Here is a 24,308-nt window from a genome sequence, read left to right as displayed (position 1 = left end):
TCTCAGGCAGGTGCATTTCGGCTAGTGCGGCGAGCTCGGCTCATTTCTTCGGCAAATGAAAAGGGCACCCGATCGGGTGCCCTTTCTGTCTCTTGCCGTGGCGCTGCCCTCAATCGAGCGCCGCATCGCAGCGCTTGCAGGTGCCGGGATGGGCGTGGTTGCCGACATCGGGCAGGATCTTCCAGCAGCGTTCGCATTTCTCGCCATCGGCCTTTTCGAAGACCACCGCGATGCCCGGCAGTTCGGGAAGGCGGAACGCCTCCTGCGGGGCCGGATCGGCGGTCAGCGAGATATCCGAGGTGATGCAGACATCCTCGAAGGCCACGGATTTGAGCGCGGCCAGAAGCTCTGCTTCCTCGACATGCACCACGGGCGCGGCCTCGAGCGAGGCACCGATCACCTTCGCCGTCCGCTGCACTTCCAGCGCGGCGGTGACCACGCGGCGGGCGCGGCGGATGCCATCCCATTTCGCCGCGAGCTCGGCATCGGCCCAATCGGCCGGGGTCTCGGGGATGTCCTCGAGATGCACGGATGCGTCATCACCCGGGAAGCGCGACAGCCACACGTCTTCCATCGTGAAGACGAGGATCGGCGCGAGCCAGGTCGTCAGGCGGTGGAACAGCAGGTCGAGAACCGTGCGTGCCGCCCGGCGGCGCAGGCTGTCCTCGGCGTCGCAATAAAGAACATCCTTGCGGATATCGAAATAGAACGCCGACAGGTCCACCGTGCAGAAGTTGAAGAGCTGCTGGAACACGCCCTGGAAGTCGAAGGCGTCATAGCCCTTGCGGACCTCGGTATCGAGCTGCGCGAGACGATGCAGCACCCAACGCTCCAGCTCCGGCATCTCGGCGGGCGCGACACGCTCGGCTTCCGAGAACCCGTCGAGATTGCCCAGCATGAAGCGCAGCGTGTTGCGCAGCCGGCGATAGCTGTCGGCGACCCCTTTCAGGATCTCCGGGCCGATGCGCTGGTCCTCGGTGAAGTCGGTCTGCGCGACCCAGAGACGCAGGATATCCGCGCCGTATTGCTTGATGACTTCCTCGGGCACGATCGTGTTGCCGAGCGATTTGGACATCTTCATGCCCTTCTCGTCGAGCGTGAACCCGTGGGTCACCACGTTGCGATAGGGCGCGCGGCCCTTCGTGGCGCAGGCCTGCAGCAGCGAGGAATGGAACCAGCCGCGATGCTGGTCGGTCCCTTCGAGATAGACATCGGCGATGCCGTCCTCGGTCCCGTCCGCGCGGTCACGCAGCACGAAGGCATGGGTGGAGCCGCTGTCGAACCAGACGTCGAGCACGTCGAAGACCTGCTCGTAATCGTCGGGGTTCACCAGCCCGCTCAGAACCTTTTCCTTGAAGCCGTCCTGATACCAGACATCCGCGCCCTCGGTTTCGAAGGCCGCGGAGATGCGGGCGTTCACCTCGGCATTGCGCAGCAGGAAATCGTCGTCGGTGGGCTTGGCGCCTTTCTTGACGAAGCAGGTCAGCGGCACGCCCCAGGCGCGCTGGCGGCTGAGCACCCAGTCCGGGCGGTTCTCGATCATCGAATGCAGGCGGTTCTTGCCCTTCTCAGGCGTGAAGGTCACCAGCTCTTCGATCGAGGTCAGCGCGCGGGCGCGGATCGTGTCGCCATACTCGCCCATGCCATCGTCCAGCTTGTGGTCGATCGCGGCGAACCATTGCGGCGTGTTGCGATAGATCAGCGGGGCTTTGGAGCGCCAGCTATGCGGGTAGGAGTGCTTGATCTTGCCCTTCGCCAGCAGCGCTCCGGCCCAGGCCAGTTGCTTGATGTTCGATACGTTGGCCGGGCCGTCCTTGCCATCGGCCTCGATGATCGCCTCGCCGCCGAACAGCGGCAGGTCCTTGCGGTAGGTCCCGTCGGGCTCGACATTATAGGTCATCGGCAGGCCGAACTTGAGGCCCATCTGGTAGTCGTCGTCGCCATGCGAAGGGGCGGTATGGACAAAGCCCGTCCCGGCCTCGTCGGTGACGTGATCGCCCGGCAGGCAGGGGACGTCGAAATCCCATTCGCCATTCGCGCCCTCGACCCCGGCATAGGGATGGGCGAGCGTGAGCCCTTCCAGTTCCGTCGCGCCGACATCGCGGGTGCGGGTGAAGCCGGAGACCTTGGCCTGATCCATCACCGACTGCGCGAGCGCATCGGCCATCAGCAGAAGCTCGCCCTCGGTCGCGGTCGATTTCTCCTCGACCGCGTCGACGCGATAGAGGCCGTAGGCGATCGACGGGTGGAACGAGACCGCGCGGTTTTGCGGGATCGTCCAGGGGGTGGTGGTCCAGATCACCACCGCCGCCTGATGAAGCTGATCGGCCAGCAGCGCCTGATCCGCATCGTCATATTCCACCGGGTCTTCGGTGGGCATCGGGGCGTTGCCGCCGCGGCGTACCCGGAAGCGCACCCAGATCGTGTGGCTGGTATGGTCGTGATACTCGACCTCGGCCTCGGCCAGCGCGGTCTTCTCGACAGGCGACCACATCACCGGCTTCGAGCCCTGATAGAGGGTGCCGTTCATCAGGAACTTCATGAATTCCTCGGCGATCACCGCCTCGGCATGATAGTTCATCGTCAGGTAGGGATCGGCCCAGTTGCCGTAGACGCCGAGGCGCTGGAACTCCTCGCGCTGGATATCGACCCATTTGTCGGCGAAGGCGCGGCATTCGCGGCGGAAGGCCACCACGTCCACCTCGTCCTTGTCGAGGCCCTTGGCGCGATACTGTTCCTCGATCTTCCATTCGATCGGAAGCCCGTGGCAATCCCAGCCCGGCACATAGCGCGCATCGCGCCCCATCATCTGCTGCGAACGGGTGATGAAATCCTTCAGGATCTTGTTGAGCGCGTGACCGATATGGAGATGGCCATTGGCATAGGGCGGGCCGTCATGCAGCGTGAAGGGCGCGCGGTTGCCCTCGCGCGCGGCCTTCTCGCGCAGCCGGTCGTAGATGCCGATTTTCTCCCAACGCGCGAGCCATTCGGGCTCGCGGGCGGGCAGGCCCGCACGCATCGGGAATTCGGTCTTGGGCAGGAAGACGGTGCCGCGATAATCGGGGGCGCTCGTCTCGGTGGTCTGGTCGGAACTCATGGATATGTCGTCCTCGGGGAAAGGGTGGGCGCGCGACGGAGCGCGCCTAAGGCGTGGGCTCAATATCCCGGCTACCCTGACGCGTCAGAGCGCCGGGCAAATAATTCGCGGGGAGTGGGCCAGCCAGAACATGCCGCCCTTATAGGCGTGACCCGCGAAGGCGGCAAGCGCAGATCACCGGGGCTCGGCCCCGAGACCGGTCGTTATTGGCCTCGCGCCACGAGCATCGTCGGCAGGTCGGATATCACAAGAAAACGCCAGACCGAACTTGGCAGGTTGGTCATTCTGCCTTCTTTCCGGTGCTGGAGATGGAGGCGCCATGCCTCGGGGTTGAGACAGATGCGCAAATATCACGTGGAGGGGGCGCGATCCGTCGCGGTTGTCGCCAGATGGAGGGGAAGACGGAGGCGGTTTTCAGCGCCTCATTGCACGAACAATCGCGAGGTGCCGCGACGTGGCAGGCTGCCCAAGTTCATCGAAGCGTACCGCACGAGCGGCAATCGCGCGCTGCGCATCGGTATGCAGGATCGCAGGGGGGGCGGTCGCAGGATTGGCGCGGCGAGCAGCAATTTCGGTATTCGAGAGTCTGCACAGGCCTCGAGGGTGGGCGCGAATGGTTTGTCAGGTTGCGCTCGGCCCGGGGGGCTGCTGGTTCATCCGCGCAAGTTCTTTTTGGGGAAACGGATAACCTCTGCAGGCTCCCGTGCGCCGCGGCTTCCGCCATCGGACACTGCAGGTTCATCCGCGACCTTGCCGCTCGCCAGCGCGGGCGCGATTTCCTCGATAGCGGCGATCAGGGGATCCGCCACTGCATCCAGGCGATGAGCCTCGGAATATTCGACGATCTCAGCGAGGATACGAACGATCCATTGATGTGACGCGAGCTCGCTGGAGGCGTCTATACGCTCCGCCGCTGCATAGGGTTTCGGGAATTTGGAGTAGACTGTCATGGCCTGGTTTCCTCCAGAGCGGTAACGCTGAAGACGTCGTGATGGATGCCCGAAAACTCGCGGATCTGAGCGATGCGTTTTTCCGAACAATCCATGAGAGCGGCGAGCGCCGTGACCTTGCCCATGGGATGGGGCGAACCGAGGTAGCCATAAGGCGCGTTGCCCGAGCGTTTCATCACGCGGTTCATGACAGGGTCGATGACGGCGACAGCATCCGTGATGCCCGCGGCCATGCCGTATTCAAACGCGCCGATCATCACTTCGCTCGTGACGTAGGAGATCGAGTTCCGCGCCGCCCCACGGACGAGCACATTGGTGTCGACGCAGAAGCGGGTAGCTTCCCAGACCAGCGGGCTGCGAATGGGGGGCTCCCCATCGAGAAGGCAGGAAAAGACGTCGGAGAGCATGTGAGGACCGGTGGTCTGCAGAAGCCTCATGCAGCCGACAACGCGGCCTTCGTCATCGATGCTGATGACGTGGGCAGGATCCAACTCGTCGAAAGCATCGCGTTCCATGCCATCGACAACCTTGACGTCCCAGCCGAGCCTTCCGCTGAAGACCCGCGCTCTGAGCTCGTGCATCTGTTTGAGAAGGTCCGGATATTCGTGAGCATTGAGAGAGTCGACGATGATGATCATTGTGATAGCCCCGATTGCGTTATGGTTAAGATTTATAATTCTCGATGCCGGGAGCTGGAAATAAGGGAAATCCCTAAGTGCTTGCTTGGGGGCGGGCCTGATGGATTTGGAAAGCTTGGCGGAACACAACCATTGCGTGTAAATGTTATTCGGGCGTCTGCTTTTTTCGACCGAAAATCATCGTACGAGCGTGTGCCAAACGAATGGCAGGGAGGCTCAGTTTTTGGAAGCGCGCGGAAAGGCGAAAGCGGCACAAAGGGCGTCGATTTTCGCCGTCAGTCCGAAATCAACGGGCCAGTTTCTTAATCTCGCGCGTGATGTTTTTCGCGCCCTTGGTGCTGCATGAATGCGCGAGGTCAGCGCAATTCCCCGCAGTTTCGGATGTAAAACAATTCCGGATTCACGCCGTTAAACCCATCGAATTGGTTGCAACCTTGAGTGGCAGAAACGCTCACATTGCGTGCGCTCAACTCGGGTGGATCAGCCCCATTCCGATGGCTCGGCCTACCGCTTGGACGGTGGTGACTGCGCCAAGTTTGTATCGTGCTGATCGCAAATGGATTTCGACAGTGCGATACGAAATCGACAATATATCGCCGATTTCCTGCTGAAGTTTTCCCGCCGCGGTCCACTGCAAAATCTCTTTTTCCCGGGACGAGAGTGCCGGATATCCCAAGGCGCCAATGAGACCGGTCGAACGCATAATCGAGTCGTGCAGATGGACAGCCGCGGTCTGAAGATTGCCCATAATATGGCGCTTGAGCTTTTCCCATTCCTCTTGCGAGCAGTTCCGCGTCACCGAGAGCAAGCCACGATCGCCATAGGGGCCGCGAATTGGGACCGTCAAACCCTGAGCCGTGATCCCGAAATCCTCCGCCGCAAAGAATACCGACTTGAATTTCTGGTCCCTTTCGAACCGCTGCCAATCCACTGGTGCGATGCTCAAGCTTGCTTTTTGCAGGGTGGGATCCACCCGATGCAAATTGCGAGTCATGTAGTGGGTTTTCCACGGGTCCGGGTAGTTGGCGTACCCGACGACTGCCCCCGTCACGGGGTTTACAGACGCGTAGGAGCCGAAATCGAGGCCCAGAGTGTCGCACATTTGTTCAATGTAGCAAACGTAGTTCTCCGAACTCGACGGCACAGAGCCCAGGTCGATGATATCCATTCACGCGTCCTGCCCAAATGGACGAGGTCCAACTCGTTCGTCCACCAAAAAGGATTTGCAGATTGCCATGCGCAATCTCCCATCCGATGTCTATCACAAGTTCAAGGGGTATCCTAACGCGACGCGTCAGAGAAGCCCTCGGCTTGCGGCAATGTGGGCGGCTTCCCTCAGCGTCCTGGCCTCGAGGCGGTCCGCACCGCCCCGGAGCCGCGCTTTGACCGCACCGACGGAGATCTGCAATTTGTAGGCAATCTCTTTCTGGAGATAGCCCCTGGAATAGAGTTGAAGTGCTTCCAGTTGCGCATCCGTCAGCGCCTTGGGTTCGTAGGCATGGATGCGCGAGAGGCTCTTCTGGATTTCCTCCATCTCGGAATCCAGCAGGTCCCGGTCAGAGCGCGCGAAGATCCCCAGGCTCCGCTTGGGCATCGAAAGCGTCCCACGGATCGACACGACGCTCCCGAATGTATAGCCAAAAGACTGATAGTCGCGCATGACGCGGGTGGCGGCCAATCCGTCGATGTCCCGCCAGCGTGCGTAGCCCGCATTTTCCTGACACCACCGCAAGAGGGGATCGGCCAGCGCATGTCCGGAAAGAGTATAGTGGTCGATCCACTCGGCCGGGAACAGGTTCAACTCGGCTTCCGGCGCGTAAAAGCCGACCCGCAAGGCGACGTAACAGCCTGCAGGTGCGAGTTCGGCGAAAAGACTTTGAAAATCACTAAGGTTCATACCGTTCGGCGCTTCCATTGTGACCGAGTGGGCCGTAGTCTTTACGGATGAGCGGCTCGACGAGATCAGGTCTTTTTCTACGGGACTTCTTCAAAGAGTCATCTTCAAATGAATTCAAGGGTTTTTGCATGATCAACGTGCACACAATGCGCCAGGGCTTGCAACGTCTGAGTGAGATCTCGGACTGGAAATTCGCTTTGGGACTGCACATACGCTTTGCCAACCCTACACTGCTTTATCAGACCTATCCACAGTCATGGGTCGATTACTATAGCGAAAACGGCCTTGTTTTCGTCGATCCGGCGGTCCAGTGGGCCATCGCGCATACCGGAATTTGCGACTGGTCTGACCTCGCGGATCAAGACGAAAGCAACGTGCTCGGCCAAGCCGCAGAGTTCGGGCTGCGATACGGAAAGGTGATCTCCATCGGCAAGGAATCGCGGTCCTTCGGCTTTTTCGCGCATCCTTCCAAGGAGATCGGACGGGCCGAAACCGAAGAGGCGCGCGCGCTCATCGAAGAGCTGCATGAAATGACGAACGGCGTCGCGCTGATGTCCGAGAAAGAATTGGCCCCGCTGCGGGAGCTGAACCTCTCGCTTCGCGGTGGCTGACTCCTCGGGAGGCAATAACCGAAGTGATCGCAGCCCCGACCTTGGGCTGGGGTGAGGCAGAGGTGCCCGGCTTTTTGCTCGGGGTGAGGCGCTGATGGCACCTCACCCCGTTTCTCTTCGGAGAGGGCCCCTTTCGCCCCTGGCCGCGATCCCCTAGGTTGGAGCCGCGCAAGCGAGGGAGGCTGCATGGTGGAGACGGCGCAGATCACGAATGACATGGTGGAGGCGCTCTTCACCCGGGCCTCGGGCGAGTATCTCTTCGCGCGCTGGGGGCGGCCGATCGTGCCGGTCGTCTTCGGGGTCGAGGCGGCGACGCTCGCGACGGTGAAAGGTGCGGTCGAGGCGGTGGTCGCGCTAGCGGGGCACAAGATGTCCGACACCGATCCCGAACTGGGCGCCAATCTGATGATCTTCTTCTTCCGCGACTGGCAGGAGCTTCTAGAGGTTCCCAATCTCGATCACCTGATCGACGGGCTGCAGGATCTCGTGGCCCGGCTCGACGACCAGGGCGCGAACCAGTACCGGGTGTTCCGTTTCGACGAGGCGGGCGCGATCCGGGCCTGCTTTAGCTTCGTGCGGATGGATGCGGGGCTCGACGAGGTGCCGGCCGAGGTGATCGCGCTCAGCCAGGCGGTGCAGATGATCCTGCTCTGGTCGGATACGGCTTTCGCCAAGCAATCGCCGCTGGCGCTGGCGCGCGGGGTGACGGTCCTGCGTCCCGAGATCGCGGCGGTGATCGCGGCGGGATACGATCCGGTCATGCCCGCGGTCGCGAAGGAGCCGAGCCATGCGTTGCGGCTCGCGGCACGGGCGGGGCTGCGCCAGGAGGAAGCCGCGCAGGCGGTGCGCGATCTGAGCCGGGAGGTCGGGGAAGCCGATCTCGATGAGGGCGAGCAGGCCTGAGACGGGCGGCTCCGCGCCGGGCAAGCGGCCGGGCGATTGCCTGTCGCGGTGAATGATGGCAACAGGAGATGGCGGATTGGCCGGAGGTTCCGGGCAAGCGCCGCGGCTGCACCGGTGCGGATTTGAGGGCCTGATGGTTTCAGTTGAGAAGATCGACGTGCTCGTCCCGAACCTGAAGCGGCGTCTGTCGGGCGTAACCGCGACCGTCGTCCGGCTGGTGCCGATCCAGGCGCAGTCGATCGCGGTCGCGGCGGTCGCGCCGAGCCTGCCCGAGCATATCCCGCAAGTGTCTTTCTGGTCGCTCCTGACCATGCGCCGCAGCGGACCCTCGGGCTGGCGGGTCTGGCATGCGCGGCGCAATGTCGAGATGGTCGTGGGGCTCTTGCTGCGCGACGTGCTGCGCAAGCGGCTCAAGCTCGTCTTCACCTCCGCCTCGCAGCGTCATCATACCGGCTTCACGCGCACGCTCATCGCGAAGATGGATGCGGTGATCTCCACCTCGGAGAAGACCGCGGCCTATCTCGAGCGGCCCTCCGACGTCATCTATCACGGGATCGACAACGAGCAGTTCTCGCCGCCGAGCGATCGTGCGGATATCCGCTCCAGGCTGGGCTTGCCGGTCGAGGGGGCGCTGATCGGCTGTTTCGGGCGGATCCGCGCGCAGAAGGGCACCGATCTCTTCGTCGAGAGCGCGATCGAACTGTGCCGGGCCTTCGAGGGGCTCACCGCGATCGTGATCGGCCGGGCGACCCAGAAGGACGAGGGATTTCTCGAAGGGCTCAAGCGCAAGGTGGCGGCGGAAGGGCTCGAGGGACGGATCCGGTTTCTCGAGGAGGTGCCGGTCTGGGAGATGCCCGACTGGTACCGCGTGCTTGACGTCTATGTCGCACCGCAGCGGTGGGAGGGGTTCGGCCTGACCCCGCTCGAGGCGATGGCCTGCGGCGTGCCCGTCGTCGCCTCCGATGTCGGTGCCTTTCGCGAACTGATCGCGGAAGGGCGGACCGGGTTCGTCGTCGAGCCCGGATCGGCCGAGGCGTTGCGCGCGGCGGTGGCCGGGCTGCTATCGGACCCGGCGCGGCTTTCGGAATTCGGCGCAGCGGCGCGCGGCCATGTCGAGACGCATTTCGACATTCGCGACGAGGCACGCAAACTGATCGAGATCTACCGTGCCCAGATCGGTTCCGGGACGCGTTGAGCCGACGCAGGCGGCGAGCGGTTTTCGAAAGGAGCGAGCAGGATGGCAGTCGAGGACAAGGGGCGCAAAGCGGCATCGCCGGCGCTGCGGGGCCGGCATGAATTCCCGATCCGAGTCTATTACGAGGACACCGATCTCGCGGGGATCGTCTATTATGCCAACTACCTGAAATTCATCGAACGCGGGCGCTCGGAATTCATCCGCGCCCTCGGGGTCGATCAGGTCGCTCTGAAGGCCGATCACGGGATCGTCTTCGCGGTGCGCCGGGTCGAGGCGGATTACCTTCGGCCCGCGAAATTCGACGATGAGCTGACCGTCACCACCGAGCTCGCGGCCGAGACGGGGGCGCGGATCGTGATGGAACAGGCGGTGATGCGCGACGGCGAGACGCTGTTTTCGGCCACGGTGACCATCGTCTGTCTGAACGAGGCGGGTGGGCCTCAGCGGCTTCCCGCCGACATCCGGGCGAAACTCGCACCGAAACTGCATTGAATCGCCGGTTCCACGCTGCCGGGTGACATTGTTGTTATGGTGTTCCTCTTACCGCTCGGTTAGAATCGCGTGTAATCAGAGCCTCGAGAACGTGGCCCCAAACGGCGAGCAGTACCCATGGACCATTCTTCCCTTGCGATGGCGCAGGAGATCGATTTCTCTCTGCTGGCGCTTTTCTTGCGTGCCTCGCTTACCGTCAAACTCGTGATGATCATTCTCGTCCTGGCCAGCTTCTGGTCCTGGGCGATCATCATTCGCAAGTTCATCGCCTATCGCGCCGCCCGCGCCGAGGCCGAACGGTTCGATCGCGCCTTCTGGTCGGGGGAGCCGCTCGACGAGCTCTTCGACCAGATCGGCCCGACGCCCGAGGGGGCCAGCCAGCAGATCTTCGCGGCGGGCATGCTCGAATGGCGGCGTTCGCACCGTCAGGATGGCGAGCTGATCGCAGGTGCGCAGGCCCGGATCGAGCGCTCGATGGATGTTGCGATCCAGAAGGCGACCGAGGGGCTCAATTATGGGCTGACCTTCCTGGCGACCGTGGGCTCGATCTCGCCCTTCGTGGGCCTGTTCGGCACGGTATGGGGGATCAAGGTCGCCTTCGAGGAGATCGCGATCTCGCAGAACACCTCGCTCGCGGTCGTGGCGCCCGGCATCTCGGAGGCGCTCGTCGCCACCGCGCTCGGTCTTCTCGCCGCGATCCCGGCGGTGATCTTCTACAACAAGCTCTCGGCCGATGCCGACCGGATCGCGGCGGGCTACGAAGCCTTCGCCGACGAGTTCTCGACGATCCTGTCGCGGCAGTTGGACGGCTGACATGGGCGCAGGGGTTGTCAAACGCGGATCGGGAGGCTCGCGGCGCCGGCGCGGCGGGTCGCGCCATGCCGCGATGAGCGAGATCAACGTCACGCCGATGGTGGACGTGATGCTCGTGCTGCTGGTGATCTTCATGGTCGCGGCGCCGATGATGACGGTGGGCGTCCCGCTCGAGTTGCCCAAGACCGCGGCCAAGGCGGTGCCGACCGAGCAGGAGACGCCGCTGACGGTCTCGATCCAGGCGGATGGGAAGATTTCGCTGATGAATTCGGAAGTTCCGGAGGGAGAACTGGTCTCGCGCCTTCAGGCGATCTCGAAGGAGCGCAAGAGCGACAAGATCTTCCTGCGCGCGGATGGCAAGATCTCCTATTCGAGCGTGGTGGAGGTGATGGGCGCTCTCAACAGCGCCGGGTTCTCGAACATCACTCTGGTCACCGATACCGGGGGGCCGCAGCTGACGGCTCCGGCAGGGAACTGAGCCCGGAGGGCACGATCCTATGAACCGGGCGGACAAGATTGGGTATGGCCTATCGGCGGCGCTCCATGTGGGGGTGATCCTGTGGGTCGTCACGGGTGGACAATGGTTCCATCCAAAGCCCAACGAGCCTGTCGTCATCAGTCAGGTCGCGGTGATGTCCGAGAAGGATTTCAACGCGCTGATGGCCTCTGCGCCGAAGGATGCGCCGCAGCCGAAACCCGAGCCCACCGCGCCCGTGGCACCGGTCGAGCCGCCCAAGGACGCCGCGCCTCCGCCCAAGCCCGCCCCCGAGCCGAAGGCGAAGCCCGAGCCGAAGCCGCAGGCGCTTCCCGAACCGACGCCGAAACCCGATGCCCAGCCCGATGTGAGCGCGCTCAAGGCACCGCCCGAGCCGCCGGCCGACGTGGCCGAGGCGCCCGCGCAGATCCAGCCGCCGGTCGAGGAACCCTCGCCGACGGTCACGCCCGACATCGCGCCGGCCCCCAAGCCGAAGGCCGCGCCGCGCGTGGCGCCGACGCCCGCCCCCGAGCCGCCGCCGGAGGCGAAAACCTCGCCGACCGCGCAGCCGCAGGAGGCGCCGAAACCCGAAGCCGCGCCCGACAAGGTCGTCGAGAAGCCCAAGGAAGCCACCGCGCCGCCCGAGGCCACGACGGAGATCGTGACCGAGGCGACGAAGACCGTGGACAAGCAGGAAAGCTCCGCACCGCTGAGCTCGCCCCGGCCCGCGAACAAGCCCAAGCCGCCCGCGCCGCCGAAGCCCGAGCTCGCGGCAAAGCCTGACACGCCTGCAAAACCCGAGGCTCCCGCGAAGCCCGAGACCCCTGCGAAACCGGAGACGCCGGACAAGACCGAAACCGCGAAGAGCCAGCCCAAGACGCAGGAGCGTCAGGCGGCGGTGAACGACGCGCTCGCGGCGGCTCTGGGCGGCGAGGGTTCGGGCGGCACGGGCAGCGCCCCGGTCGGCCCGCCCATCACCGCGGGCGAGAAGGATGCGCTGATCGTCGATGTGAAACAGTGCTGGAACGTGGGCGCGCTGAGCTCGGACGCGCTGCGCACCACGGTCACGGTCTCGGTCGATATGCAGCCGGACGGACACCCGATCATCAGCTCGATCAAGCTGGTCGGCTCGTCGGGCGGTTCGGGAGATGCCGTCAAGCAGGCCTTCGAGGCGGGCAAGCGCGCGATCGTGCGCTGCGGCGCTGACGGCTTCCCCCTGCCGGCCGACAAATACGGCCGCTGGAAAACCATCGAGATCGATTTCAATCCCGAAAAAATGAGGATGAAATGAGTCCTCATCGGCAATTATCCGCGCGCTGTCATGGGGTTGTGATGCGCAAACGGGCATTTACGCGTTACAAACCGGGCAAGGCCCGGAAAGGGAGTGTGACATGATGCGTTTCGTTCTGACCATGTTGGCGGCGCTGCTGATCGGGCCGGTCGCGGCCTTCGCACAGGATCAGGAACCGCTGCATATCACGATCACCGATGGTGTGATCGAGCCTCTGCCCTTCGCGATCGCGGGGTTCATCCCCGAGACGCCGGATGCGGCCGATATGGCCTCGCAGCTCACGCAGGTCGTCTCGAACGACCTCACCGGCACGGGGCTGTTCCGCGAGATCCCGAAATCCGCCTATATCCAGAACATCTCAGCCTTCGATACCTCGGTGAAATATTCCGACTGGCAGGCGATCAACGCGCAGGCGCTGATCGTGGGCGCGGTCTCGATGCAGGGCGGCAAGGTCGCGGTGAAGTTCCGCCTCTTCGACGTCTTCTCGGGACAGCAGATGGGCGACGGGCAGCAGCTCGCGGCCTCCCCGGCAAGCTGGCGCCGGCTCGCGCACAAGGTCGCCGATGTCGTCTATTCGCGCATCACCGGCGAGGGGCCCTATTTCGACAGCCGCGTCGTGTTCGTCTCCGAGAGTGGCCCGAAGGGCAACCGTCAGAAGCGGCTCGCCGTGATGGATTACGACGGCGCGAACGTCACCTACCTGACCGATGCCTCGACGATCGTGCTCGCACCGCGTTTCTCGCGCGACGGGACGAAGGTGCTCTACACCACCTTCGAGACCGGCTTCCCGCGCATCAAGATGCTCGACGTGGCGACCGCGAGCGCGCGGCTCCTGCCGGAAGTGCCCGGCACCATGACCTTCGCGCCGCGCTTCTCGCCGGACGGGTCGAAGATCGTCTATTCGATGGAGCAGAACGGCAATACCGACCTGTGGATGATGGATGTGGCCTCGGGGCAGACCCAGCGGCTCACCACCTCGCCCTCGATCGAAACCTCGCCTTCCTTCTCGCCCGACGGCTCGCGGATCGTATTCGAGAGCGACCGCTCGGGGACGCAGCAGCTCTACATCATGCCGGTCGCGGGCGGCGATGCGACGCGGATCAGCTTTGGCGACGGGCGCTATTCGACGCCGGTCTGGTCGCCGCGTGGCGACATGATCGCCTTCACCAAGCAGAACCAGGGGCGCTTCCATATCGGGGTGATGCGCACCGATGGTTCGGAAGAGCGGCTGCTGACCTCGTCCTTCCTCGACGAGGGGCCGACCTGGTCGCCCAACGGGCGCGTCATCATGTTCACCCGCGAGACCCCCGGCGCGCAGGGCGAGGCCGCGCTCTATTCGGTCGACATCTCGGGGCGCAACCTGAAGAAAACTCCCACGCCGGGGCCCGCCTCGGATCCGGCCTGGTCGCCGCTTCTGCCGTGAGGGCGGAATGACAAGTGCCACGGAACCTGTTAAATTCGTCCCATAAACGGGCAGTTCAAAAAGGCGAAACCCATGAAATTTGCAGTTAAGGCCACTCTGGCCCTCTCGATCCTCGGCCTTGCGGCCTGTTCGAACCCCGACAAGTACGGCTCGGGCGCGGTGGGGCCGGGCGGCGCGCTTGGTCCGGGCGGTGCGGGCGGCATCACCCAGGGCAGCATCAGCGATCCGAACTCGCCGGCCTATTTCAAGCAGACCATCGGTGACATGGTGCACTTCACCGTCGACCAGTCGACGCTGACCGATCAGGCGCGCGGGATCCTGACCCAGCAGGCTTCGTGGCTCGTGGGCCACCCGGGCTACACCGCAATCATCGAAGGCCATGCCGACGAACAGGGCACCCGCGAATACAACCTCGCGCTCGGTGCGCGCCGCGCTTCGGCCGTGCAGGAGTTCCTGATCAGCCAGGGCGTCGCGGGCAACCGTCTGCGCACCGTCTCCTATGGCAAGGAGCGTCCGCTCGCGCTGTGCTCGACCGAGGAGTGCTACTCGCAGAACCGTCGCGCGGTCACCGTGATCTCGCAATCGGCGATGGGGAGCTGACCGGACATGTTGCGGGCTCTGTTGCTGAGTGCGGCGGTTCTGGCCGCCGCCCCCGTGCTGGCGCAGGATGCGGACCGCGCCCAGACGTTGGCCGATATCAAGGGTGAGCTCGGCCAGCTTCAGACCAATATCGACGGGCTGCGTCAGCAGCTCAAGGCATCGGGAGCAGCCGGCCTGCAACAGGCGGGCGGGTCTTCGGCGCTGGAGCGGATGGACTCGATGGAGCTGGCGCTCAGCCATCTGACCGACCGCGTCGAGGAGCTGGAAAACCGGATCAACCGGGTCGTCGCCGACGGCACGAACCGGATCGGCGATCTGGAATACCGGGTCTGCGAGATGGAAGATGGCTGCGACATCTCCACGCTCGGCAAGACCAAACCTCTGGGTGGCGGCGATGCGGCGGGCGCGACCCCGTCGGTCACCGCGCCCGCGCCCGATTCCAGCCCCGGCCCGGACCTCGCGGTGAACGAGAAGGCGGATTTCGAAGCCGGCAAGAAAGCGTTCGAGCAAGGCGACTTCGCCTCGGCCGCGGATCTGCTGAAGACCTTCAAGGAAACCTATCCCGGCTCGCCGCTCATGGGTGATGCGATGTTCTATCGCGGGCAGGCCCTGAAGAAGCAGGGGGATACGGCGGGCGCCGCGCGGGCGTGGCTCGACGGGTTCTCCTCCGATCCCAAGGGCAAGCGCGCGGGCGACAATCTGCTCAATCTCGGCAAGGCGCTTGGCGAGCTTGGACAGACCAACGAGGCCTGCACCACGCTGGGGCAGGTGGGCACGCGCTTCCCCGGCTCCTCTGCCGCGATGGAAGCCCAGACGGCGCGTCAGTCGCTGGGATGTCAGTGACGCTCGACGAGATCGCGAGAACTGCATTTGGCCCCGATGCGCCCCGGCGTGTCGGGGTCGCCGTTTCCGGCGGCTCGGATTCGATGGCGACGCTGGTCCTGCTCGCGCGCCATCACGAGGTCGCGGCGGTGACGGTCGATCACGGTCTGCGTCCGGAGGCCGCCGAGGAGGCCGCCTTTGTCGGTCGGTTCTGCGCCGCGCGGGGCATTCCCCATGCGATCCTGAAATGGGAGGGCGGCGAGGCCAAGGGCAATCTGATGGATGCCGCCCGGCGCGCCCGGCTGCGCCTCATCGGGGCCTGGGCGCGCGAACAGGGGATCGAGGATGTCGCGCTCGGTCACACGGGGGACGATCAGGCAGAAACCTTCCTGATGCGGCTCGGGCGCGAGGCGGGGCTCGAGGGGCTTTGCGGCATGCGCCCGCGCTTCGAGGCGGAAGGCATCCGCTGGCATCGTCCCTTCCTGGGTCAGACCCGGCAGGCCTTGCGGGCGCTTCTCGAGACCGAGGGCGTGGCATGGGTCGAGGACCCGACGAACCGCGATCTCCGTTTCGACCGGGTGAAGGCGCGGCAGGCCCTGCAGGCGCTCGCACCGCTGGGCGTGACACCTGACAGCCTCGGCGGGGTGATCGCCAATCTGCGCGCCGCGGATGCAGCGCTTGCCCGGATGCTCGCCAGGCTCGTGGCGGCGCATGTTCGCGAGGTCTCGGGCGATCTCGTGATCGACGCCGCAGGTTTCGCGGAGGCGGATCCGGAACTGCAGCGACGGCTGATCGTGGCGGCGCTGCGGTGGATCTCGGGGGCGGATTACGCGCCACGCGCGGCCAAGGTGGAAGCCTTCCTCGAGGATTGGCGTTCTCGACCCGACCGAACCTTGCACGGTTGCCGGATTACCCTGAAAGGCGACGCGCTGCGCCTGGCGCGCGAGGCAAGCGCGGTCGCCCGCCTGCGAGTGGCCGCGAGCGAGCCCTGGGACCGCTGGCGACTCGAGGGCCCGGATGCGGAGGGGCTCGAGATCGCGGCGCTCGGTGCCGAGGGGTTGCGCCAATGCCCCGCATGGCGCGAGACGGGCCTGCCGCGCGCCTCGCTCCTGGCCTCTCCGGCTCTCTGGCGGGGCGATGCGCTCGTTGCGGCGCCGATCGCGGGGCACGGGGCCGGCTGGAAAGCGCAGATTCGCCACGGCGCTTTCACGGCGTGGCTATTTGGACGTTGAACCCGAGCGCGTAATGCCTATTTTCACAGGAACGAGGCGGCGGACCGAGGTCAGCCGCCCAAGACGATTGGAGGATATCCCTTGGGCAATGCGCGCAATCTGGCCTTCTGGGCGGTGCTGTTCCTGCTGATTCTGGCCCTGTTCAACCTTTTCGGTGACGGGCAGACGGCAATGAACTCCTCCCAGGCGACCTATTCGGAATTCATCGACGCCGTGGACAAGGGTGAGGTGAAATCGGCCCAGCTCGATGGCGAGGAAGTGCGCTATCAGCTCGCCGATGGCACGACCTTCACGACGATCAAGCCGCTCGACGATCCGATCGCCGACAAGCTGGTCGAGAAGGGCGTCGCGGTGCGCGTGATCAAGCAGCAGCAATCGGGCTTCATGTCGCTTCTGGGCGTGTGGCTCCCGTTCCTCGTGCTCATCGGGATCTGGATCTTCTTCATGAACCGGATGCAGGGCGGCGGCAAAGGCGGTGCGATGGGCTTTGGCAAGTCGAAGGCCAAGCTGCTGACCGAGAAGCATGGCCGCGTGACCTTCGACGATGTCGCGGGTATCGACGAGGCCAAGGAAGAGCTCGAAGAGATCGTCGAATTCCTCCGCAATCCGCAGAAATTCTCGCGCCTCGGCGGCAAGATCCCGAAAGGCGCGCTGCTGGTCGGCCCTCCGGGCACCGGTAAGACGCTTCTGGCCCGCGCCATTGCGGGCGAGGCGGGCGTGCCCTTCTTCACCATCTCGGGCTCCGACTTCGTCGAGATGTTCGTGGGTGTGGGCGCAAGCCGCGTGCGCGACATGTTCGAGCAGGCCAAGAAGAACGCGCCCTGCATCGTCTTCATCGACGAGATCGACGCGGTGGGCCGCGCCCGTGGCGTCGGCATCGGCGGGGGCAATGACGAGCGCGAACAGACACTCAACCAGCTGCTGGTCGAGATGGACGGGTTCGAAGCGAACGAAGGCATCATCATCATCGCGGCGACGAACCGTAAGGACGTGCTCGACCCCGCGCTTCTGCGTCCGGGCCGTTTCGACCGCCAGATCCACGTGCCCAACCCCGACATCAAGGGCCGCGAGAAGATCCTCTCGGTGCATGCCCGCAAGGTTCCGGTCGGCCCCGATGTCGATCTGCGCACCATCGCGCGCGGCACGCCGGGCTTCTCGGGTGCGGACCTCATGAACCTCGTCAACGAGGCTGCGCTGATGGCCGCGCGGGTCGGGCGCCGCTTCGTCTCGATGGAGGATTTCGAGAACGCCAAGGACAAGGTGATGCTGGGGGTGGAGCGCCGCTCGATGGTGCTGACGCCCGAGCAGAAGGAAATGACCGCCTATCACGAGGCCGGTCACGCCATCGTCGGGATATCGCTGCCCAAATGCGATCCGGTCTACAAGGCGACGATCATCCCGCGCGGTCAGGCGCTCGGCATGGTCGTGTCGCTGCCCGAGATGGACAAGCTCAACTACCACAAGGACGAGGCCAAGCAGAAGATCGCCATGACCATGGCGGGCAAGGCGGCCGAGATCCTGAAATGGGGCGAGGAGCATGTCTCGAACGGCCCGGCAGGCGATATCCAGCAGGCGTCGGCCATCGCGCGGGCGATGGTGATGCGTTGGGGCATGTCCGAGAAGGTCGGCAATATCGATTATGCCGAGGCCCATGAGGGCTATCAGGGCAACACCGCGGGCTTCTCGGTCTCGACCAAGACCAAGGAACTGATCGAGGACGAGGTGCGCAGCCTGATCGAGGGCGGATACCAGGAAGCCCGCCGCATCCTGACCGAGCGCCGCGAGGACTGGGAGCGGCTCGCGCAGGGGCTTCTCGAATACGAGACGCTCACCGGCGAGGAGATCCGCAAGGTGCTTGCGGGCGAGGTGCTCGGCGGCGGCGACGACGATACCCCGTCGGGGAGCCTGCCCTCGGTGACCGCGCTGCCCAAGACCACCAAGAAGAAGGACAAGGGCGATGGCGGGACCGAAAGCTCGCCCGAGCCCTCGACCTGATCAGGTGGCCGGACAGGTGAGTGAAGCCGGTACAGACACGCCCCTCGGAAGTGACTGGGATCCCGATGCCTATGGGCGCTTCCGCGACCTGAGGCTGCGTCCCGCGCTCGATCTGCTCGCGCGCATCCCGGAACTGCCCGAGCGCGGCAAGATCATCGACCTCGGCTGCGGCAATGGCGCCGTGGCCGAGGCGCTCAATCACCGCTACCCGAAGCGCAAGATCGTGGGCGTCGACAATTCCGAGGCGATGCTCAAGCGCGCCGCGGCGACCGGGGCCTATCACCGCTGCGACCTTGCCGACATCGCCGCATGGGAGCCCAACAAGCCGCCGGCGATGATCTTTTCCAACGCCGCCTTGCACTGGCTTCCCGATCACGCCGCGCTCTTGCCGCGTCTGGGGCGTTCCCTGCGCGAGGGTGGCGTTCTGGCGGTACAGATGCCTGCGCAACATGGCGCGCCGTCGCATCGCATCCTGCGCGAACTGGCGCAGGAGATGTTCCCCGACCGTTTCGATTTCACCGGCTGGGAACCGCCCGTGGCGCCAGCGGTGGATTACGCTCGGATGCTCGCGCCGCTCGGTCGGATCGACATCTGGAGCACGGAATATCTCCAGCAACTCGCGCCCACGCCCGAGGCGCATCCGGTGCGCCGCTTCACGGAATCGACCGCGATGCGGCCGTTCCTGCAGCACTTGGGTGACACCGAGGCGCAAGTCTTCATCGCCCGCTATGAAACCGCGCTCGAAAAGGTCTATCCTGTGCAGGCCGACGGAAGGGTGCTGTTCCCGTTCCGCCGGCTCTTTCTCGTGCTGGCTCTGGGGGGCTGATGGCCGCGCTGAAACCGACGCATTACCAGGGCGAAGTCGTCTGGCTTGGCCATGTCCCGGCTCAAGGCGGGCTGTCCTCGACGCCTGTGGAGGAGCTGGATTTCACCTTTGACGGCCCGGTGGGCGAGCGGCATGCGGGGCGCACGCGCCCCTCCTGCTCGCGCGTCACCGACCAGCATCCCAAGGGGACCGAGATCGCCAATGTCCGGCAGTTGACTATCCTCTCCGCCGAGGAACTCGCCGAGACCGCCTTCGCGATGGGCATCCCCGAGATCGACCCGGCTTGGGTCGGCGCGTCGATCGTGCTGCGCGGGCTGCCCGACCTGACGCATCTGCCGCCCTCGGCGCGGCTGCAGAACGAGACCGGGCTCACGCTCATCGTCGATATGGAGAACCGGCCCTGCGTGCTGCCGGGCAAAGTGATCGAGCAACATCACCCCGAGAAGGGCAAACGCTACAAGCCCGCGGCTCAGGGGCGGCGCGGGGTCAGCGCGTGGGTTGAGCGTCCCGGGCGGCTCGTCATCGGCGACACCTTGCGGCTGCATATTCCCGATCAGCGCCCGTGGGACTTGATCGACGACGTGCGCGGCTGAGACGATTTGGCCCGCCTGTCCGTCGTTTCCCGTCTTTCCCTTCGCTCCCAGATCGTTACCTTCGCATCCCGAGGAGGAGCGAGATGACCACGGATATCGAAATCGCCCGCGCAGCGACGCTGCGGACCATGCCCGAGATCGCCGCGAAGCTGGACCTGCCCGAAGTGGCCCTGATCCCCTACGGCCGGGACAAGGCCAAGATCGACGCGGCGTTCATTTCCGCGCTCGAGGGCCGCGAGAACGGCAAGCTCATCCTCGTCACCGCGATTTCGCCCACGCCGGCGGGCGAAGGCAAGACCACGACCACGGTGGGGCTTGGCGACGGATTGCAGCGGATCGGCAAGCGCGCGGCGATCTGCATCCGCGAGGCCTCGCTCGGGCCGAATTTCGGGATGAAGGGCGGGGCCGCGGGCGGCGGGCGCGCGCAGATCGTTCCGATGGAGTCGATGAACCTGCATTTCACCGGCGATTTCCATGCGATCGGGGCGGCGCATAACCTGCTCGCGGCGATGATCGACAACCACCTCTACTGGGGCAACGACCTCGGGATCGACGAGCGCCGCGTGGTCTGGCGGCGGGTCGTGGACATGAACGACCGGGCGCTGCGCGATATTGTGGTCTCGCTGGGTGGCGTGTCGAACGGTTTCCCGCGCCAGACCGGCTTCGACATCACCGTGGCGTCCGAGGTCATGGCCTGTTTGTGCCTGAGCCGCGATCTCGAGGAGCTGGAGGAGCGTCTGGGCCGGATGGTCGTCGCCTATCGGCGCGACCGCTCGCCGATCACCTGCGCCGATATCGGGGCGCAGGGCGCGATGGTGGTGCTTTTGAAGGATGCGCTGCAGCCTAATCTCGTGCAGAGCCTCGAGGCCACCCCGGCCTTCGTCCATGGCGGTCCTTTCGCCAATATCGCGCATGGCTGCAATTCTGTCATCGCGACGCAGACCGCGCTCAAGCTCGCCGATTACGTGGTGACCGAGGCCGGCTTCGGCGCGGATCTGGGGGCGGAGAAGTTCTTCGACATCAAATGCCGCAAGGCCGGGCTCAAGCCCGATGCGGCGGTGATCGTGGCCACGGTGCGGGCGCTGAAGATGAATGGCGGCGTGGCGAAGGCGGATCTGGCCGAGGAGAATGTGGCGGCCGTTGATGCGGGCTGCGCCAATCTCGCGCGCCACATCGCCAATACCCGGCGCTTCGGCGTGCCGGTGGTCGTCGCGATCAACCATTTCACCACCGATACCGAGGACGAGATCGACGCGATCCGCGCCGCCGCCGAGGCGCAGGGGGTCGAGGCGGTGCTGTGCACCCATTGGGCCGATGGCGGGGCAGGGGCGGAAGCCCTGGCGCGGAAGGTCGCCGAGCTGACCGAGGCGCCCTCCGAGTTCGCTCCGCTTTATCCCGACGAGATGGGCCTTTTCGAGAAGATCGAAACGATCGCGAGGACCATCTATCACGCAGGCGAGGTGATCGCGGATCGCAAGGTGCTCGACCAGCTCCGCGAGTGGGAGACCGCGGGCTATCGCGACCTGCCGGTCTGCATGGCCAAGACGCAGTATTCCTTCAGCTCGGACCCGACACTCATCGGGGCGCCCACGGGGCACGCCCTGCCGATCCGGGAAGTTCGGCTTGCGGCGGGGGCGGGTTTCGTGGTCGCGATCTGCGGCGAGATCATGACGATGCCCGGTCTGCCGCGCCATCCTGCCGCCGAGAAGATCGGCCTCGATAACGAAGGGCGGATCGAGGGGCTGTTCTGACCCGAGCGGGCTTGAGCCTTGCCCGGCGAGGTGCGATAGGGGGCGGGAATCCAGCAGAACGGAGCGAGTGATGGTTGACGCCTCCCGTATCGAGACCCTCGCGCAGGCGCGCGAGATGATCGACGCTCTCGACGCCGAGCTGATCGCGCGCCTCGCGGATCGCGCGAAGATCGTGTCGCGGGTGGCGCAGATCAAGCAACGCGACGGTCTGGCTGCGCGTCTGCCCGACCGGGTCGAGGCGGTTAAGTCGCATGTGAAGCAGATGGCGGTCGAGACGGGGCTCGACCCCGCGCTCGCCGAGCGGCTTTGGCACGAGATGATCGAATATTTCATCGCCGAAGAAGAGAAGGTTCTGGGCAAGGGGGATCAGGCATGAGCGCGAAGATCATCGACGGCAAGGCCTTCGCGGCCGAAGTGCGCGAGAAAGTTGCGGGCCATGTGAGCCGCCTCAAGGAAGTGCACGCGATCACGCCGGGTCTCGCCGTGGTGCTGGTCGGCGATGATCCGGCCTCCGAGGTCTATGTGCGCAACAAGGGCAAGCAGACGCTCGAGACGGGGATGAATTCCTACGAGCACCGCCTGCCCGCCGAGACGAGCGAGGCCGATCTTCTGGCGTTGGTCGAGCGGCTCAATGCCGATCCGGCAGTGCATGGCATTCTCGTGCAATTGCCGCTACCCGGGCATATCGACGACGAGAAGGTGATCAACGCGATCGATCCGGCGAAGGACGTGGACGGGTTCCACATTCTCAATGTCGGGCTTCTGGGGACCGGGCAGAAGGCGATGGTGCCCTGCACGCCGCTGGGTTGCCTGATGATGCTGCGCGATCATCTGGGAAGCCTCTCGGGGCTCAATGCCGTGGTCGTGGGACGCTCGAACATCGTCGGAAAGCCGATGGCCCAGCTCCTTTTGCGCGACAGCTGCACCGTGACCATCGCCCATAGCCGGACGAAGGATCTGGCCGCGGTCTGCCGCACTGCCGATATCCTCGTCGCCGCCGTGGGGCGCCCGGAGATGATTCCGGGCGACTGGGTGAAGCCCGGCGCGACGGTGATCGATGTCGGTATCAACCGGGTTCCTGCTCCCGAGAAGGGGGAGGGCAAGACCCGCCTCGTGGGTGATGTGGAGTTTGCAAGCGCCGCGCAGGTCGCAGGGGCGATCACCCCGGTTCCGGGCGGGGTCGGGCCGATGACCATCGCCTGCCTGCTGGCAAACACCGTCACTGCCTGCTGCCGTGCGAACAACCTGCCGGAGCCGGAAGGGCTGACCGCCTGATCCCAGGCAATTGCCGAAACGGAAAACGCCGTCCTCCGATCCGGGGACGGCGTTTCGCATCGGGGCCGGGGAGCGGGCTCAGTGAACGATGGTTTCCTCGCGCACGAACATGTTGGACCAGGCACGGTCGATCAGCTCGGGCGTCATCTGGTAGGGGATGCCCTCGAACTCGCAGATCGAGATGATCTGGTCGATCAGGAAGATCGGCTGGTAGTTCGCGTAGATATTGTCGATCGTGGGGTACTTGACCTTGAGCAGGTGCAGCAGCGCCTTCTCGTCGAGCGGAATGTTGCGCTTCTTCGCGACCATCTGGAAAATCTTGAGGAAGCCCGCCTGGTCCGGCCCGTCGATCTTGATCTTGAAGAAGATCCGGCGCAGCGCCGCCTTGTCGAAGATCTCGTTGGGGTGGAAGTTGGTCGAGAAGATCACCAGCGTATCGAAGGGAACCTCGAATTTCTCGCCCGATTGCAGCGAGAGGATATCGCGGTTTTCCTCGAGCGGGACGATCCAGCGGTTCACGAGTTTCTGCGGCGGTTCGGCCTGGCGGCCGAGGTCGTCGACGATGAAGACGCCGCCCGATGACTTGAGCTGGAGGGGCGCGGTATAGGTGCGCGCGGTCGCGTTGTATTTCAGATCGAGCATGTCGAGAGAGAGCTCACCACCGGTGATGACGGTGGGGCGCTCGCAATAGACGTAGCGGTTGTCGAACTGGACGCCGCGCTTGCGCAGCGCCATCGGATCTTCTTCGGGCAGCGGGGCGGGCGTGTGCACGATCGGATCGAAGACGGTGATCACCTGGCCCGCATATTCGACCGCGCGCGGGATATAGATATTGTCGCCGATCGCGTCGCGGATGCCGTTCGAGATCGAGGATTTCCCGTTGCCGGGCGGGCCGTACATCAGGATCGAGCGGCCCGAGGAGACCGCCGGTCCGAGCTGGTCGATCAGGGTCGGCGGGAGAACCAGGTGGCCCATCGCACCCAGAAGCTGCTGGCGGGAGAGCTGGATGTTGCGGATCGACTGACGCTTGACCTGCTCGCGATACATCGTCAGGGGAACGGGCATCGCGCCGAAATACTCCGACTGGCCGAGCGCATCGAGCGCACGGGCCTTGCCGGTATCGGAAAGCTGGAAGCCCATCTCGCCGCCCGAATTGGCGTGCAGCGTGCCCATCGCCTCGACGAGCCCCTGCTTGCGGCACATGTCGATCAGATCCTGGGTGAGCGTGATCGGCAGGCAGAGCAGCTTCGACAGGGCCGAGGCCGTATCGGTATTGCTGCGAAACATCGTCTTGAGCAGCAGATCCCGCATCATCACCGGGTTCAGCCCGGTATCCTCCAGCGTGCGCGGCTGGTTCGGTGCGATGACATTCGCGGCCATCATGTTCATCTTCTCGTTCCCCTTTCCCGCCCCTGATCGCAGGTCATGC

General features: G+C 64.7%; 23 protein-coding genes. 17 read left to right on the top strand and 6 right to left on the bottom strand.

The window, feature by feature from the left end; translation table 11 throughout:
• Nucleotides 1-109: 109 nt before the first annotated feature.
• From ileS to DW2_RS06815, 5 genes are all read right to left on the bottom strand, one after another.
• Nucleotides 110-3,097 (bottom strand): isoleucine--tRNA ligase, encoded by a 2,988-nt coding sequence (gene ileS, locus DW2_RS06835; RefSeq protein WP_038144848.1) that lies wholly within the window; start codon nucleotides 3,095-3,097, stop codon nucleotides 110-112.
• Nucleotides 3,098-3,750: 653 nt separating this feature from the next.
• Nucleotides 3,751-4,047 carry a hypothetical protein gene (locus DW2_RS06830; protein WP_038144846.1) on the bottom strand — a complete coding sequence of 99 codons (297 nt, stop codon included), beginning with the start codon at nucleotides 4,045-4,047 and terminating at the stop codon, nucleotides 3,751-3,753.
• Nucleotides 4,044-4,685 (bottom strand): acyl-homoserine-lactone synthase, encoded by a 642-nt coding sequence (locus DW2_RS06825; protein WP_038144844.1) that lies wholly within the window; start codon nucleotides 4,683-4,685, stop codon nucleotides 4,044-4,046. Before DW2_RS06825 ends, DW2_RS06830 begins: the two co-directional genes overlap by 4 nt.
• Before the next feature lie 466 nt (nucleotides 4,686-5,151).
• Nucleotides 5,152-5,853, bottom strand: coding sequence for an autoinducer binding domain-containing protein (locus DW2_RS06820; RefSeq protein WP_038144841.1), 702 nt, complete (start codon nucleotides 5,851-5,853; stop codon nucleotides 5,152-5,154).
• Nucleotides 5,854-5,979: 126 nt separating this feature from the next.
• Nucleotides 5,980-6,582: a helix-turn-helix transcriptional regulator gene (locus DW2_RS06815; RefSeq protein ID WP_051855562.1), complete on the bottom strand. Its 603-nt coding sequence runs from the start codon at nucleotides 6,580-6,582 to the stop codon at nucleotides 5,980-5,982.
• 128 nt (nucleotides 6,583-6,710) lie between these two features.
• Between DW2_RS06815 and DW2_RS06810 the strand changes: the two genes are divergently transcribed.
• The 17 genes from DW2_RS06810 to folD all read left to right on the top strand — a co-directional run bounded on the left by DW2_RS06810 (nucleotide 6,711) and on the right by folD (nucleotide 22,879).
• Nucleotides 6,711-7,193, top strand: coding sequence for an autoinducer binding domain-containing protein (locus tag DW2_RS06810; protein WP_038144838.1), 483 nt, complete (start codon nucleotides 6,711-6,713; stop codon nucleotides 7,191-7,193).
• Between the two features lie 186 nt (nucleotides 7,194-7,379).
• Complete coding sequence (locus tag DW2_RS06805; protein WP_238321277.1) at nucleotides 7,380-8,096, top strand: hypothetical protein; 717 nt, start codon at nucleotides 7,380-7,382, stop codon at nucleotides 8,094-8,096.
• 133 nt (nucleotides 8,097-8,229) lie between these two features.
• Nucleotides 8,230-9,291 carry a glycosyltransferase family 4 protein gene (locus DW2_RS06800; protein WP_038144836.1) on the top strand — a complete coding sequence of 354 codons (1,062 nt, stop codon included), beginning with the start codon at nucleotides 8,230-8,232 and terminating at the stop codon, nucleotides 9,289-9,291.
• A 42-nt stretch (nucleotides 9,292-9,333) separates the two neighbouring features.
• A complete protein-coding gene (ybgC, locus tag DW2_RS06795) occupies nucleotides 9,334-9,783 on the top strand; it encodes a tol-pal system-associated acyl-CoA thioesterase (RefSeq protein ID WP_051855560.1) in 450 nt (149 codons plus the stop codon).
• Between the two features lie 117 nt (nucleotides 9,784-9,900).
• On the top strand, nucleotides 9,901-10,596 hold the full coding sequence (tolQ, locus tag DW2_RS06790) for a protein TolQ (RefSeq protein ID WP_038144833.1): 696 nt from the start codon (nucleotides 9,901-9,903) through the stop codon (nucleotides 10,594-10,596).
• Between the two features lies 1 nt (nucleotide 10,597).
• A complete protein-coding gene (gene tolR / locus DW2_RS06785) occupies nucleotides 10,598-11,074 on the top strand; it encodes a protein TolR (protein ID WP_038144832.1) in 477 nt (158 codons plus the stop codon).
• Nucleotides 11,075-11,093: 19 nt separating this feature from the next.
• On the top strand, nucleotides 11,094-12,362 hold the full coding sequence (locus tag DW2_RS06780; protein WP_038144830.1) for a hypothetical protein: 1,269 nt from the start codon (nucleotides 11,094-11,096) through the stop codon (nucleotides 12,360-12,362).
• 100 nt (nucleotides 12,363-12,462) lie between these two features.
• Nucleotides 12,463-13,785, top strand: coding sequence for a Tol-Pal system beta propeller repeat protein TolB (tolB, locus tag DW2_RS06775; protein WP_038144828.1), 1,323 nt, complete (start codon nucleotides 12,463-12,465; stop codon nucleotides 13,783-13,785).
• Nucleotides 13,786-13,857: 72 nt separating this feature from the next.
• Nucleotides 13,858-14,385, top strand: coding sequence for a peptidoglycan-associated lipoprotein Pal (pal, locus tag DW2_RS06770; protein ID WP_038144826.1), 528 nt, complete (start codon nucleotides 13,858-13,860; stop codon nucleotides 14,383-14,385).
• Between the two features lie 9 nt (nucleotides 14,386-14,394).
• Nucleotides 14,395-15,228 (top strand): tol-pal system protein YbgF, encoded by an 834-nt coding sequence (gene ybgF, locus DW2_RS06765; protein WP_038145110.1) that lies wholly within the window; start codon nucleotides 14,395-14,397, stop codon nucleotides 15,226-15,228.
• The gene (tilS, locus tag DW2_RS06760; RefSeq protein WP_051855558.1) at nucleotides 15,219-16,439 is read left to right on the top strand and encodes a tRNA lysidine(34) synthetase TilS; all 1,221 of its coding nucleotides are present in this window, start codon (nucleotides 15,219-15,221) and stop codon (nucleotides 16,437-16,439) included. The genes ybgF and tilS overlap by 10 nt, the downstream gene beginning before the upstream one ends.
• An 81-nt stretch (nucleotides 16,440-16,520) precedes the next feature.
• A complete protein-coding gene (gene ftsH, locus DW2_RS06755; RefSeq protein ID WP_038144824.1) occupies nucleotides 16,521-18,434 on the top strand; it encodes an ATP-dependent zinc metalloprotease FtsH in 1,914 nt (637 codons plus the stop codon).
• Between the two features lie 16 nt (nucleotides 18,435-18,450).
• Nucleotides 18,451-19,260, top strand: coding sequence for a methyltransferase domain-containing protein (locus DW2_RS06750; protein WP_238321276.1), 810 nt, complete (start codon nucleotides 18,451-18,453; stop codon nucleotides 19,258-19,260).
• Nucleotides 19,260-19,853 carry an MOSC domain-containing protein gene (locus DW2_RS06745; protein WP_038144821.1) on the top strand — a complete coding sequence of 198 codons (594 nt, stop codon included), beginning with the start codon at nucleotides 19,260-19,262 and terminating at the stop codon, nucleotides 19,851-19,853. Before DW2_RS06750 ends, DW2_RS06745 begins: the two co-directional genes overlap by 1 nt.
• An 83-nt stretch (nucleotides 19,854-19,936) precedes the next feature.
• Complete coding sequence (locus DW2_RS06740) at nucleotides 19,937-21,604, top strand: formate--tetrahydrofolate ligase (RefSeq protein WP_038144818.1); 1,668 nt, start codon at nucleotides 19,937-19,939, stop codon at nucleotides 21,602-21,604.
• A 70-nt stretch (nucleotides 21,605-21,674) separates the two neighbouring features.
• Nucleotides 21,675-21,980: a chorismate mutase gene (locus tag DW2_RS06735; protein ID WP_038144816.1), complete on the top strand. Its 306-nt coding sequence runs from the start codon at nucleotides 21,675-21,677 to the stop codon at nucleotides 21,978-21,980.
• Nucleotides 21,977-22,879 (top strand): bifunctional methylenetetrahydrofolate dehydrogenase/methenyltetrahydrofolate cyclohydrolase FolD, encoded by a 903-nt coding sequence (gene folD / locus DW2_RS06730; RefSeq protein WP_038144814.1) that lies wholly within the window; start codon nucleotides 21,977-21,979, stop codon nucleotides 22,877-22,879. The genes DW2_RS06735 and folD overlap by 4 nt, the downstream gene beginning before the upstream one ends.
• Before the next feature lie 78 nt (nucleotides 22,880-22,957).
• On the opposite strand, the gene DW2_RS06725 is transcribed toward folD, so the two are convergent.
• Nucleotides 22,958-24,268 (bottom strand): ATPase, encoded by a 1,311-nt coding sequence (locus tag DW2_RS06725; RefSeq protein ID WP_038144812.1) that lies wholly within the window; start codon nucleotides 24,266-24,268, stop codon nucleotides 22,958-22,960.
• Nucleotides 24,269-24,308: the final 40 nt, after the last annotated feature.

It is taken from the genome of Thioclava atlantica (assembly GCF_000737065.1).
Classification (GTDB): domain Bacteria; phylum Pseudomonadota; class Alphaproteobacteria; order Rhodobacterales; family Rhodobacteraceae; genus Thioclava; species Thioclava atlantica.
The sequence above is the reverse complement of the archived record's forward strand: the minus strand, read 5'-3'. Positions and strand labels throughout refer to the sequence as shown.

What these genes read in the sequence shown, in the direction of transcription:
- ileS (WP_038144848.1), bottom strand. Translation starts at nt 3,097, where the DNA reads ATGAGTTCCGACCAGACCACCGAGACGAGCGCCCCCGATTATCGCGGC.
- DW2_RS06830 (WP_038144846.1), bottom strand. Translation starts at nt 4,047, where the DNA reads ATGACAGTCTACTCCAAATTCCCGAAACCCTATGCAGCGGCGGAGCGT.
- DW2_RS06825 (WP_038144844.1), bottom strand. Translation starts at nt 4,685, where the DNA reads ATGATCATCATCGTCGACTCTCTCAATGCTCACGAATATCCGGACCTT.
- DW2_RS06820 (WP_038144841.1), bottom strand. Translation starts at nt 5,853, where the DNA reads ATGGATATCATCGACCTGGGCTCTGTGCCGTCGAGTTCGGAGAACTAC.
- DW2_RS06815 (WP_051855562.1), bottom strand. Translation starts at nt 6,582, where the DNA reads ATGAACCTTAGTGATTTTCAAAGTCTTTTCGCCGAACTCGCACCTGCA.
- DW2_RS06810 (WP_038144838.1), top strand. Translation starts at nt 6,711, where the DNA reads ATGATCAACGTGCACACAATGCGCCAGGGCTTGCAACGTCTGAGTGAG.
- DW2_RS06805 (WP_238321277.1), top strand. Translation starts at nt 7,380, where the DNA reads ATGGTGGAGACGGCGCAGATCACGAATGACATGGTGGAGGCGCTCTTC.
- DW2_RS06800 (WP_038144836.1), top strand. Translation starts at nt 8,230, where the DNA reads ATGGTTTCAGTTGAGAAGATCGACGTGCTCGTCCCGAACCTGAAGCGG.
- ybgC (WP_051855560.1), top strand. Translation starts at nt 9,334, where the DNA reads ATGGCAGTCGAGGACAAGGGGCGCAAAGCGGCATCGCCGGCGCTGCGG.
- tolQ (WP_038144833.1), top strand. Translation starts at nt 9,901, where the DNA reads ATGGACCATTCTTCCCTTGCGATGGCGCAGGAGATCGATTTCTCTCTG.
- tolR (WP_038144832.1), top strand. Translation starts at nt 10,598, where the DNA reads ATGGGCGCAGGGGTTGTCAAACGCGGATCGGGAGGCTCGCGGCGCCGG.
- DW2_RS06780 (WP_038144830.1), top strand. Translation starts at nt 11,094, where the DNA reads ATGAACCGGGCGGACAAGATTGGGTATGGCCTATCGGCGGCGCTCCAT.
- tolB (WP_038144828.1), top strand. Translation starts at nt 12,463, where the DNA reads ATGATGCGTTTCGTTCTGACCATGTTGGCGGCGCTGCTGATCGGGCCG.
- pal (WP_038144826.1), top strand. Translation starts at nt 13,858, where the DNA reads ATGAAATTTGCAGTTAAGGCCACTCTGGCCCTCTCGATCCTCGGCCTT.
- tilS (WP_051855558.1), top strand. Translation starts at nt 15,219, where the DNA reads ATGTCAGTGACGCTCGACGAGATCGCGAGAACTGCATTTGGCCCCGAT.
- DW2_RS06745 (WP_038144821.1), top strand. Translation starts at nt 19,260, where the DNA reads ATGGCCGCGCTGAAACCGACGCATTACCAGGGCGAAGTCGTCTGGCTT.
- DW2_RS06740 (WP_038144818.1), top strand. Translation starts at nt 19,937, where the DNA reads ATGACCACGGATATCGAAATCGCCCGCGCAGCGACGCTGCGGACCATG.
- DW2_RS06735 (WP_038144816.1), top strand. Translation starts at nt 21,675, where the DNA reads ATGGTTGACGCCTCCCGTATCGAGACCCTCGCGCAGGCGCGCGAGATG.
- folD (WP_038144814.1), top strand. Translation starts at nt 21,977, where the DNA reads ATGAGCGCGAAGATCATCGACGGCAAGGCCTTCGCGGCCGAAGTGCGC.
- DW2_RS06725 (WP_038144812.1), bottom strand. Translation starts at nt 24,268, where the DNA reads ATGAACATGATGGCCGCGAATGTCATCGCACCGAACCAGCCGCGCACG.